11 protein-coding genes are annotated in these 11,756 nt (G+C 56.4%); 7 read left to right on the plus strand and 4 right to left on the minus strand.

Going from position 1 to position 11,756, the window contains the following annotated elements; translation table 11 throughout:
* Nucleotides 1–181 precede the first annotated feature (181 nt).
* Nucleotides 182–1,318, plus strand: a complete 1,137-nt coding sequence (gene wzz(fepE) / locus NA986_RS12025; RefSeq protein ID WP_023216070.1) for an LPS O-antigen length regulator Wzz(fepE) — start codon at nt 182–184, stop codon at nt 1,316–1,318.
* A gap of 51 nt (nt 1,319–1,369) precedes the next feature.
* Here wzz(fepE) and fepC read toward each other — a convergent pair whose 3' ends face one another.
* The 3 genes from fepC to fepD are packed head-to-tail and all read right to left on the minus strand — an operon-like array spanning nt 1,370 to nt 4,157.
* Nucleotides 1,370–2,164, minus strand: coding sequence for an iron-enterobactin ABC transporter ATP-binding protein (fepC, locus tag NA986_RS12030; protein WP_000140622.1), 795 nt, complete (start codon nt 2,162–2,164; stop codon nt 1,370–1,372).
* Nucleotides 2,161–3,150 carry an iron-enterobactin ABC transporter permease gene (gene fepG / locus NA986_RS12035; RefSeq protein ID WP_000480053.1) on the minus strand — a complete coding sequence of 330 codons (990 nt, stop codon included), beginning with the start codon at nt 3,148–3,150 and terminating at the stop codon, nt 2,161–2,163. The genes fepC and fepG overlap by 4 nt, the downstream gene beginning before the upstream one ends.
* On the minus strand, nt 3,150–4,157 hold the full coding sequence (fepD, locus tag NA986_RS12040) for a Fe(3+)-siderophore ABC transporter permease (protein WP_001277880.1): 1,008 nt from the start codon (nt 4,155–4,157) through the stop codon (nt 3,150–3,152). The genes fepG and fepD overlap by 1 nt, the downstream gene beginning before the upstream one ends.
* 110 nt (nt 4,158–4,267) lie before the next feature.
* Here fepD and entS point away from each other — a divergent pair, with 110 nt between their 5' ends.
* On the plus strand, nt 4,268–5,512 hold the full coding sequence (entS, locus tag NA986_RS12045) for an enterobactin transporter EntS (RefSeq protein WP_001081661.1): 1,245 nt from the start codon (nt 4,268–4,270) through the stop codon (nt 5,510–5,512).
* Nucleotides 5,513–5,574: 62 nt separating this feature from the next.
* Here the strand turns inward: entS and fepB are convergent, their stop codons facing one another.
* Nucleotides 5,575–6,531: a Fe2+-enterobactin ABC transporter substrate-binding protein gene (gene fepB / locus NA986_RS12050; protein WP_001238993.1), complete on the minus strand. Its 957-nt coding sequence runs from the start codon at nt 6,529–6,531 to the stop codon at nt 5,575–5,577.
* Nucleotides 6,532–6,838: 307 nt separating this feature from the next.
* On the opposite strand from fepB, the gene entC reads away from it, so the two are divergent.
* Genes entC through entH form a run of 5 tightly spaced genes read left to right on the plus strand, consistent with a single transcriptional unit; the run spans nt 6,839 to nt 11,676 of the window.
* On the plus strand, nt 6,839–8,014 hold the full coding sequence (gene entC, locus NA986_RS12055) for an isochorismate synthase EntC (protein ID WP_000367596.1): 1,176 nt from the start codon (nt 6,839–6,841) through the stop codon (nt 8,012–8,014).
* A gap of 9 nt (nt 8,015–8,023) precedes the next feature.
* Entirely contained in the window at nt 8,024–9,634 is a 1,611-nt protein-coding gene (gene entE, locus NA986_RS12060; protein WP_023216071.1) for a (2,3-dihydroxybenzoyl)adenylate synthase EntE, read from the plus strand.
* 13 nt (nt 9,635–9,647) lie between these two features.
* The gene (locus tag NA986_RS12065) at nt 9,648–10,505 is read left to right on the plus strand and encodes an isochorismatase (protein ID WP_001007166.1); all 858 of its coding nucleotides are present in this window, start codon (nt 9,648–9,650) and stop codon (nt 10,503–10,505) included.
* Entirely contained in the window at nt 10,505–11,260 is a 756-nt protein-coding gene (gene entA, locus NA986_RS12070; RefSeq protein ID WP_023216072.1) for a 2,3-dihydro-2,3-dihydroxybenzoate dehydrogenase EntA, read from the plus strand. The genes NA986_RS12065 and entA overlap by 1 nt, the downstream gene beginning before the upstream one ends.
* Nucleotides 11,261–11,262: 2 nt before the next feature.
* Nucleotides 11,263–11,676, plus strand: coding sequence for a proofreading thioesterase EntH (gene entH / locus NA986_RS12075; protein ID WP_000637965.1), 414 nt, complete (start codon nt 11,263–11,265; stop codon nt 11,674–11,676).
* Nucleotides 11,677–11,756 lie beyond the last annotated feature (80 nt).

An 11,756-nucleotide genomic window follows, 5' to 3' on the forward strand; every position in this document is an offset into this window, starting at 1 on the left:
TTTTATTGCAACTATTAATTCTTTTAACATAAGTGATACATGCTACAGGCAAGTTTAATTCCGAATATTTAGCTTTTCGGGCACTGGCGCGTAAAGATTGTTTCGGATAATTCTGACTTGCTGTTAGAATCTCTGACAGGAATGTGTTCTTTCATTGGATAAAGTTTTCAGGTCATACGGCATGCCATCTCTTAATGTAAAACAAGAAAAAAATCAGTCATTTGCAGGTTACTCACTGCCGCCCGCCAACAGTCATGAAATCGATTTGTTCAGCCTTATAGAGGTGTTATGGCAGGCGAAACGTCGTATTCTTGCTACCGTTTTCGCCTTTGCGTGCGTGGGGTTGCTTCTGTCCTTTCTGCTGCCGCAAAAATGGACCAGCCAGGCGATTGTCACACCGGCGGAGTCGGTACAATGGCAGGGGCTGGAGAGAACGTTGACCGCGCTGCGCGTGTTGGATATGGAGGTAAGCGTTGATCGGGGCAGCGTATTTAATCTGTTTATTAAAAAGTTTAGCTCGCCCTCGCTGCTGGAAGAATATCTTCGTTCTTCTCCGTATGTCATGGATCAATTAAAAGGCGCGCAAATAGAAGAGCAGGATCTTCACCGGGCGATTGTCGTGCTGAGCGAAAAAATGAAAGCGGTGGACAGTAATGTCGGCAAGAAAAATGAAACGTCGTTATTTACGTCGTGGACGCTGAGTTTTACCGCGCCGACGCGGGAAGAAGCGCAAAAAGTGCTGGCTGGCTATATTCAGTACATCTCTGATATCGTCGTGAAAGAGACGCTGGAAAATATTCGTAACCAGCTGGAAATCAAAACCCGCTATGAGCAGGAAAAGCTGGCGATGGATCGAGTGCGTCTCAAAAATCAGCTTGATGCCAATATTCAACGTCTTCATTATTCGCTGGAAATCGCCAACGCCGCCGGTATTAAGAGACCGGTTTACAGCAATGGTCAGGCGGTAAAAGATGATCCGGATTTTTCTATTTCTCTCGGCGCGGATGGTATTTCCCGCAAACTGGAAATTGAAAAAGGGGTAACGGACGTGGCCGAGATCGACGGTGATTTGCGTAACCGTCAATACCATGTTGAACAACTGGCGGCAATGAATGTGAGTGACGTGAAGTTTACCCCGTTTAAATATCAACTGTCGCCGTCTCTGCCAGTGAAAAAAGATGGCCCGGGTAAAGCCATCATTATTATCCTGGCGGCGTTGATTGGCGGTATGATGGCCTGCGGCGGCGTATTACTGCGTCACGCGATGGTCTCTCGTAAAATGGAAAACGCGCTGGCGATAGATGAGCGGTTAGTCTGATTTACCCAAAAGCCGGATAGCGATATCCGGCTTTGTCATCTGTGTGGGCGACTATCGCCGCCCCAGCGGTACCACCAGCGGCGTCCCGGCAACCGGATCGTCGATAATCATACAGCGCAGTCCATAGATTTTTTCGATAAGCTCAGCGGTAACAATCTCTTTCGGCGCGCCCTGTGCGACAATATTACCTTCGCGTAATGCAATCAAATGCGTGGCGTATCGGCAGGCCTGATTCAGGTCATGCAGGACGGCGGCGAGCGTATAGCCTTTTTCGCGGTTGAGATCGCTTAACAACTCCAGCAAATCAATTTGATGGCTAATATCCAGCCACGTTGTCGGCTCATCCAGCAGCATGATGGACGTTTCCTGCGCCAGCACCATGGCTATCCACGCCCGCTGGCGTTGGCCGCCGGACAGAGTATCTACGCTTTGCGTCGCCAGTGAGGTGATACCTGTTGCACGCATGGCACTGGCGACGGCATCGGCATCTTCCTTACGCCAGCGGGTAAATAACGGCTGATGCGGATAACGCCCTCTGGCGACCAGCTCTTGTACGGTGATATCGCCCGGCGTAGTGGCGTTTTGCGCCAGCAATCCGATGCGCCGCGCCACCTCTTTACTGGCGTAACGCTGTATCTGTTCGCCATCCAGCCAGACATGGCCGTCAACAGGCGTCATCAGACGGCTTAGCGTGCGTAGCAACGTTGACTTGCCGCAGCCGTTAGGGCCGATGATGGCGGTAAAATGGCCGTCCGGAATCGAAACATTAAGGTTTTTTGCGACGGTATAGCTGCCATAACCCAGCGTTAACTGGTCGCCGCGCAAACGGGCTACGGATTCGGTCATTTTTTGCGGGACTCCTGAATTAACAAGACGATAAGGTAAATACCGCCGAGGCTGACGGTGACCACGCCCACTGGAAGCTGATAAGGCATAAACAGTTGCTGCGCGCACGCATCGGCGGCCAGTAGTAACAACGCGCCGCACAGCGCCGACTGAGTTAATCCCCAGCGCGCTGTGCCGCTAAGACGGCGGGCGATGTGCGGCGCGACAAGGGCAATAAACGAGATGGGGCCAGCCAGTGCCGTTGCCGCAGCGGTGAGCGACACCGCCACCAGCATCAGCATCAGGCGTGACCGCTCCACGCTAACACCCAGCGCGCAGGCGCTGTCATCGCCCATTTCCAGCAGCCGCATACGACGCACCAGTAGCGCGGCGCCTGTCAGCATCACAATAATCAGCGGCGCCGAAGGCCAGGTTTTTGCCCATGTCAGACCGTTGAGCGACCCGGCGTTCCATAAGCCGGCGGTGAGCGCCGTTTCCAGCGACGCCTGCAACAGAAGCCAGGTATTAAAGGCGACTAACATCGCGCGGATGCCGATACCGATGATAATCAGCCGGAAAGTTTCAATCCCGTTACGCCAGGCGAGCAGCCAGACAATCAATGACGTGACGATACCGCCCGCCATTGCCGCCAGCGCGATCGCGGTAAGATGCTGGCCAAACAGGACCATTGCGACCAGTACGCCGCTCCAGGCGCCAGTATTAAAGCCCATCACATCAGGGCTGCCTAGCGGGTTACGCATCAACGACTGAAAAATCGCGCCACTGACGCCAAGCGCAGCGCCAATCAGCAGCGCCATTAATACGCGCGGTAGTCGCCATTCGGTTACGACAAGGGTGATGTTACGCGGCGCGTCGCCCAGCAGCGCGGCAATAATCTGCCCGGTCTCAAGAGGCACGGCGCCGCTTTGCAGGCTCCATAAGCCAATGGCGAAGCAGCCAGCCGCCAGAATCAGGCAGCTTACGATAAGCCGACGAGAAAGAAACATCACAGGCCGCCTCCGCTCGATTTACGGCGTACCAGAAAGATAAGTACCGGCGCGCCGATAAACGCACTGACGACCGATACGCGGAGTTCGCCCGGCACCAACAGACGACCAATAATATCGGCAAAAAGCAGCAGAGCAGGGGTTGCCAGTAGCGTCACTGGCAGCGACCAGCGGTGGTCTGCGCCCACCAGCCAACGCGCCATATGCGGCATCATCAGACCAATAAAGGCGATAGGGCCGACCAGCGCCGTTGCGCTGCCGCACAAGACGGTAATCGCCAGTAAACCGATAAGTTGGGTGCGCGCCACTTTACTCCCCAGCGCCGTCGCGGTATCGCTGCCGAGGCTCAGGCTGTTCAGCGCACGGCTCAGAAATAGCGCCACGATCCCAGCGATAACCACGGGCGCGAGCGCGACTTTCAACGTTTGCAGGCTGCGAATGTCCAGCGATCCTGCCTGCCAGAAGCGAAGCTGGTCATAGACCTCTGGATTTAACAGCGCGATGCCGCTGGTCAGTCCTTCCAGTACCGCCCCAAGCGCCACGCCCGCCAGTGTCAGGCGGACCGGGCTTAACTGGCCGCCGCCCTGACTACCGGTGAAGGCGACAATCAGCGATGCGATAAGCGCGCCGCTAAATGCCATGAAAAGCTGTTCCAGCGGCGTGGAGAAACCAAACAGCGCCGCGCCCAGTACAATGGCGAAGCTGGCGCCGTTGTTAACGCCCAGAATCCCCGGGTCGGCGAGCGGGTTGCGAGTAAGTGTTTGCATGAGCGCCCCGGCGAGACCCAACGCGCCGCCTGCCAGTAATCCGGCCAGCGTACGCGGCAAACGCGCATCCAGGACGATAGTGCAATCGGCGCTTTGGCACACGCCGGTGAACGCCTCCAGCACGACGGCGGCGGGCAGCGGTTTCGCGCCAATGACCAGGCTTAAAACCGCGGCGAGACTCAGTAATAACAACAATCCGGGCACGGCAAACGCGCGCGTCACGGAAAACGAGCATGACATAGTAACTTCCCTGATAATGATAGTAATTATCGTTATCTATCTTATTTGGTTATGTTAGCATGTGCAGCCATTGAATGGATATTTAAAAAAACTCGCATTAAGGCGTTGTAATGAATCGACAATCCTGGCTGCTCAATCTCAGCCTGTTGAAGACGCACCCTGCATTTCGCGCAGTATTTCTGGCCCGTTTTATCTCTATTGTCTCGCTGGGGCTGCTTGGCGTGGCGGTTCCGGTACAGATCCAAATGATGACGCACTCCACCTGGCAGGTAGGACTGTCGGTAACGTTAACCGGCGGCGCCATGTTTATTGGCTTAATGGTGGGCGGTGTGCTGGCCGATCGCTACGAACGCAAAAAGGTGATTCTGCTGGCGCGCGGTACTTGCGGTATTGGCTTTATTGGCCTGTGCGTGAACGCGCTGTTGCCGGAACCATCATTGCTGGCGATATATCTCCTTGGCCTGTGGGACGGCTTTTTCGCGTCTCTGGGCGTGACCGCGTTACTGGCGGCGACGCCAGCGCTGGTCGGAAGAGAAAATCTGATGCAGGCTGGCGCGATTACCATGCTGACGGTACGTCTGGGATCGGTTATTTCCCCGATGTTGGGGGGCATATTGCTTGCCAGCGGCGGCGTAGCCTGGAACTATGGGCTGGCGGCCGCCGGGACGTTTATTACGCTATTGCCGCTACTGACGCTGCCGCGACTGCCTGTTCCTCCGCAGCCGCGGGAAAATCCATTTATTGCGTTACTGGCGGCATTTCGTTTTTTGCTCGCCAGTCCGCTTATCGGCGGTATTGCGCTGCTTGGCGGTCTGGTGACGATGGCAAGCGCGGTACGCGTCCTCTATCCGGCGCTGGCGATGAGCTGGCAGATGTCGGCGGCGCAAATCGGTTTACTGTATGCGGCAATTCCGCTGGGGGCGGCCATTGGCGCGCTGACCAGCGGACAACTGGCGCATAGCGTTCGTCCGGGGCTCATTATGCTGGTTTCGACAGTCGGTTCTTTTCTGGCGGTGGGGCTGTTCGCCATCATGCCGGTCTGGATCGCAGGTGTTATCTGTCTGGCGCTGTTTGGCTGGCTTAGCGCCATCAGTTCGTTATTACAATACACCCTGCTGCAAACCCAGACGCCGGAAAATATGCTGGGGCGAATGAACGGCCTGTGGACCGCGCAAAACGTCACGGGAGACGCTATCGGCGCGGCGCTGTTAGGCGGTCTTGGCGCAATGATGACGCCGGTCGCTTCCGCGAGCGTGAGTGGATTCGGGCTGGTGATTATTGGTTTGCTGCTGCTGTTAGTGCTGGGCGAGCTACGTCGTTTTCGCCAGACGCCGCCGGTTAGCGATGCTGGCTGATGAAGGGGCGTTTATCCGACTGACAAAATCGGTCTGGTCAGTCGGATAAGACTCCGATAAGGCTAAAACAGGGCGGCCAGCCGGTTAAGCAGCAACGTTGCGCTGTAATAATCCAGACGGAACGTCTCCGTACCCAGGGCATAGACGCGCTTATTTTGCACCGCTGGCAGGTGCGCCAGCAGCGGATTGGCGTAAAGGGCCGCAACATCGTTGTTGTCGCCGGCAAACAGGAAAAGAGATTCGCCGTTTAACCCGGCGGCCAGATTTTCACCGCCAAGCTGAATGATATCGTGGCGCTTACCCTGGCTTTTGCTGGTTTGCAGCCCTCGGGGCAATGTCGCCAGCGTAAAGCCTAACTGTGTCAATAGCTTGCCTTGTGCTGATTCTGGCGTCCACAGATTGGCGCTATGCGCGGCAGGGGTATACACCAGCGCGCTAACCGGCTGCGGCGGCAGGGCGATTCGCTGTTTAACCGTCGTCAGTTGCGCCTCAAATTCCGCTATTCGCGCGGCGGCCTGTTTCTCCTGACCGGTGATCTCGCCAAGCTGCGTGAGCAAACTCTGCCAGCTTTTATCGTCATAATTGATGACGAGCGTCGGCGCGATAGCGGAGAGCTGATCGTAAAGCGCCAGCGCGGAGTCGCCGCCGGTGGCGCTAATCAAAATGAGATCCGGCATTTGCGCGGCGACCGTTTCGGCATTCGGTTCGCCGATGTACAGCCGGGCGACATGGCGAGCCTTTGCTACGTCGCTCCACTGGCGCATAAACCCTTGATCGTCAGCAAAGCGGTTATTCGGCGTAGTGGCCCCGCTGGCGACGACGGGCGCATCAATCGCCAGCAGCGAGCCTGTCAACGTCACGCTGGTAGAGACGATACGCGCGGGTTTGTGGTCCAGAGTATGAACGCCGCGGCTGTCCTGAATTTGCCGGGGCCAACCGGCGTCCTGGGCTAAGGATATTCCTGAAATTGATAAACCAACCACTAAAAGCAGCCAACGATAAAAGGCGGGGAGTCTCACAATAGCGTCCTGTTATTAATAAAGTTAATGCTTCTCATTTTCATATCAGCGGCAGCGAGATGCAAGCCTTAGTGCCATTTAACTCATGACCAGAGTTGACAGAGCGACGTTTTACTCTTAGGTTAGCGCACTAAAAATAGAAATAATAATCATTATTATACACAAAATCATTCAAGAAGCATCGCGACGGCAAGGGAAGAATCCCCGCGGGCATAGATAACTGTGTGACCGGGGTTTCTGAGCGCAGCCAACAAAGAGGCAGCTTGAAAGATGAAGTGTATATAAGCCTTTATCATTGGAGGATGATATGGATATGTCACTGGCCGAGGACGCTCAGGAGACAATGGCAACGCTTGCTCCCGATCGCTTTTTCTTCATGTCGCCGTATCGCAGTTTTACCACTTCCGGGTGCTTCGCCCGTTATACCGAGCCTGCGGTTGCCGGAGATTCGCCGGATAGCCCTTTCCAGCAGAAATTGCGCCAGCAGTTTGCCGAGGCCAAATCGCAGGGCATCGCCAACCCTATCCTGGTGGGGGCGATCCCCTTTGATACCCGTCAGCCGTCGTCGCTATTTATCCCGATGGCGTGGCAGTCCTTTTCTCGCCAGCAAAAGCAGCGCACGGCGCGTTATTTTACTGACCATCAGCCGCTGACGGTGACGGCGCGAAAGGCGATTCCGGAGCAGGATGCTTTTGAAGCGATGGTCGCACGCGCGGCTATGCTGACCGCCACGCCAGACGTCGATAAAGTGGTGCTTTCCCGGCTAATAGATATCACCACTGATGTGGCGGTGGATAGCGGAGCATTGCTGGAGCGGCTGGTTGCGCAGAATCCAGTTAGTTACAACTTCCATGTGCCACTGGCGGATGGCGGCGTTCTGCTGGGCGCCAGCCCCGAATTGCTGCTACGCAAAGAGGGCGAGCGGTTTAGTTCGCTGCCGTTAGCAGGCTCGGCACGCCGACAGCCCGATGACGTTCTGGATCGCGAGGCGGGAAACCGACTGCTGGCTTCACAAAAAGATCGCCATGAACATGAGCTGGTGACGCAGGCGATGAAGCAGATCCTGCGCGATCGCAGCACGGAACTGCAATTACCTTCCTCTCCGCAGTTGATCACCACGCCGACGCTATGGCATCTCGGTACGCCGTTTGAGGGCAAGGCCAACGCCGGAGAAAACGCGCTGACGCTGGCCTGTCTGCTGCATCCGACCCCTGCGTTAAGCGGTTTCCCCCATCAGGTCGCGAAAAAGCTGATTGCTGAACTGGAACCGTTCGATCGTGAACTGTTTGGCGGCATTGTCGGCTGGTGCGACGCCGAAGGAAACGGCGAGTGGGTAGTAACGATTCGTTGCGCGAAATTGCACGGTAATCAGGTGCGCCTGTTCGCCGGCGCCGGGATTGTCCCTGCCTCTTCGCCAGTCGGCGAGTGGCGGGAAACCGGCGTCAAGCTCTCTACAATGTTGAACGTTTTTGGACTGCATTAAGGAACGATGATGCGTATACCTTTCACCCGTTGGCCGGATGAATTTGCCCGCCGTTATCGTGAAAAAGGCTACTGGCAAGACGTGCCGTTGACCGATATTCTGACCCGCCACGCTGACAGCGACAAGACGGCGGTCATTGAAGGCGAGCGCGCATTCAGCTATCGCCAGCTCAACCAGGCCGCGGATAATCTGGCCTGCAGTTTACGCCGTCAGGGCATCAAACCTGGCGAAACCGCTCTGGTACAACTGGGGAATGTACCGGAACTGTATATCACCTTTTTCGCCCTGTTGAAGCTTGGCGTAGCGCCTGTTCTGGCGCTGTTTAGCCATCAACGTACCGAACTTAACGCCTATGCGATGCAGATCGCGCCGACGCTGGTGATTGCCGATCGCCAACATACGCTGTTCGCCGGCGAGGACTTTCTCAACACGTTTGTGGCTGAACACCGCTCTGTGCGGGTGGTGTTATTGCGTAACGACGACGGCGATCACAGCCTGGACGCGGCGATGCGGCAGGCGGCGGAAGATTTCACCGCCACGCCATCACCTGCTGACGAAGTGGCCTACTTTCAGCTTTCCGGCGGTACTACCGGCACGCCAAAGCTTATTCCCCGTACCCATAACGACTATTACTACAGCGTGCGCCGCAGCAATGAGATTTGCGGTTTCAACGAGGAGACGCGTTTTCTGTGCGCGATTCCCGCCGCGCATAACTACGCCATGAGTTCGCCGGGCGCGCTGGGCGTCTTTCTTGCCAAAGGAACGGTAGTGCTGGCGACCGATCCCAGCGCCACGCTCTGTTTCCCGCTGATCGAAAAACACCAGATTAATGCCACGGCGCTGGTACCGCCCGCGGTCAGTCTATGGCTACAGGCTATCCAGGAGTGGGGCGGCAATGCGCCGCTGGCGTCATTAAGGTTATTGCAGGTCGGCGGCGCGCGGCTTTCTGCGACGCTGGCCGCCCGTATTCCGGCTGAAATTGGCTGTCAGTTGCAGCAGGTCTTCGGCATGGCGGAAGGGTTAGTGAACTATACCCGGCTGGACGATAGTCCGGAACGGATTATCAATACCCAGGGAAGACCCATGTGTCCGGACGACGAAGTGTGGGTGGCGGATGCCGACGGGAATCCACTGCCGCCGGGCGAGACTGGTCGTCTGATGACGCGCGGCCCCTATACTTTTCGCGGCTATTTCAACAGTCCGCAACACAATGCCAGCGCCTTTGACGCCAACGGTTTTTACTGCTCCGGCGATCTGATCTCCATTGATCAAGACGGTTACATCACCGTTCACGGGCGTGAAAAAGATCAGATCAACCGGGGCGGCGAGAAGATAGCCGCCGAAGAGATAGAAAACCTGTTACTGCGCCACCCGGCGGTGATCCATGCGGCGCTGGTCAGCATGGAAGATGAACTGCTGGGAGAAAAAAGTTGCGCATATCTGGTGGTAAAAGAGCCGCTGCGAGCGGTACAGGTACGCCGTTTCCTGCGAGAGCAGGGCGTGGCGGAATTTAAATTACCGGATCGCGTGGAGTGCGTTGCGTCACTGCCGCTGACGCCGGTTGGTAAAGTCGATAAAAAACAACTACGCCAGCGGTTGGCGTCACGTTCACCGCTCTGAAGGAGAAAGAGAGATGGCCATTCCGAAACTACAGTCTTACGCGCTGCCCACCGCACTGGATATCCCGACCAACAAAGTGAACTGGGCATTTGAGCCGGAGCGCGCTGCGCTGCTCATCCACGATATGCAGGATTACTTTGTCAGCTTTTGGGGCCGCAACTGCCCAATGATGGACCAGGTGATTGCCAATATCGCCGCTCTGCGCCAGTACTGTAAGGAACATCATATCCCGGTCTATTACACCGCTCAGCCGAAAGAGCAAAGCGATGAAGATCGCGCGTTACTCAATGATATGTGGGGACCGGGACTGACGCGCTCTCCGGAACAGCAGAAGGTGGTAGAAGCCTTAACGCCGGATGAGGCGGATACGGTGCTGGTGAAGTGGCGCTATAGCGCGTTTCACCGCTCGCCGCTGGAACAGATGTTAAAAGATACCGGACGTAATCAGCTCATCATTACTGGCGTGTATGCGCATATTGGCTGTATGACCACCGCTACCGATGCGTTTATGCGCGACATTAAGCCGTTTATGGTGGCGGATGCGCTGGCGGATTTCAGCCGGGAAGAGCATCTGATGGCGCTGAACTATGTGGCGGGGCGTTCCGGTCGCGTCGTCATGACCGAGTCGCTGTTGCCGACGCCGGTTCCTGCCAGTAAAGCGGCGCTGCGGGCGTTGATTCTGCCGTTGCTGGATGAGACCGACGAGCCGCTGGACGATGAAAACCTGATTGATTATGGCCTGGATTCAGTACGCATGATGGGGCTGGCGGCGCGCTGGCGTAAAGTACACGGCGATATCGACTTCGTGATGCTGGCGAAAAACCCGACCATTGACGCCTGGTGGGCGCTGCTTTCTCGCGGGGTAGAGTAATGCCCTGTATTGATTTTTCAGACAAAACGGTATGGGTGACCGGGGCGGGGAAAGGGATCGGTTACGCGACGGCGCTGGCGTTTGTCGACGCCGGGGCGCGGGTGATCGGCTTCGATCGCGAATTTACGCAAGAGAATTATCCCTTTGCTACCGAAGTCATGGATGTGGCGGATGCCGTACAGGTTGCGCAGGTGTGCCAGCGTGTGTTGCAAAAAACGCCGCGGCTGGATGTGCTGGTCAACGCCGCCGGTATTTTGCGTATGGGAGCGACCGATGCGCTTAGCGTCGACGACTGGCAGCAGACATTTGCGGTCAATGTGGGCGGGGCATTTAACCTGTTTTCGCAGACGATGGCGCAGTTTCGCCGTCAGCAGGGAGGGGCGATTGTCACCGTAGCCTCAGATGCGGCGCATACGCCACGTATCGGTATGAGCGCCTACGGCGCCTCTAAAGCGGCGCTGAAAAGCCTGGCGCTAACCGTAGGGCTGGAGCTGGCGGGCTGCGGGGTGCGCTGTAATGTGGTGTCGCCGGGTTCGACTGACACCGATATGCAGCGCACGTTATGGGTGAGTGAAGATGCCGAACAACAGCGTATTCGCGGTTTCGGCGAACAGTTTAAGCTCGGCATACCGCTCGGTAAAATCGCCCGTCCGCAGGAGATAGCCAATACCATTTTGTTTCTTGCCTCCGATCTGGCCAGCCACATTACCTTGCAGGATATCGTGGTGGACGGCGGTTCAACATTGGGAGCCTGACGATGATCTGGAAACGGCATTTAACGCTGGATGAATTGAACGCTACCAGTCAGAACACTCTGGTGGCGCATCTGGGCATTGTTTACACCCGTCTGGGCGATGACGTGCTGGAGGCGGAAATGCCCGTCGATGCCCGCACTCATCAACCGTTTGGTCTGCTACACGGCGGCGCATCGGCAGCGCTGGCGGAGACGTTGGGATCAATGGCGGGTTATCTGATGACCCGCGACGGGCAGTGCGTGGTCGGGACCGAGTTAAACGCCACTCACCACCGCGCCATCTCGCAGGGGAAAGTACGCGGCGTTTGCCTGCCGCTGCATCTGGGGCGGCAGAATCAAAGCTGGGAAATTACGCTCTTTGACGAGCAGGGGAGGCGCTGCTGCACCTGTCGCCTGGGAACGGCGGTAATGGGATAGTTCTGGCAAAGTAAAATGCAATTGCAGCATTAACCAAGAAAGGAAGTGATCTGGTTAACACTGTAATGTAAAAAATGGGT

It is taken from the genome of Salmonella sp. NW177, from assembly GCF_051811585.1.
GTDB lineage: Bacteria > Pseudomonadota > Gammaproteobacteria > Enterobacterales > Enterobacteriaceae > Salmonella > Salmonella enterica.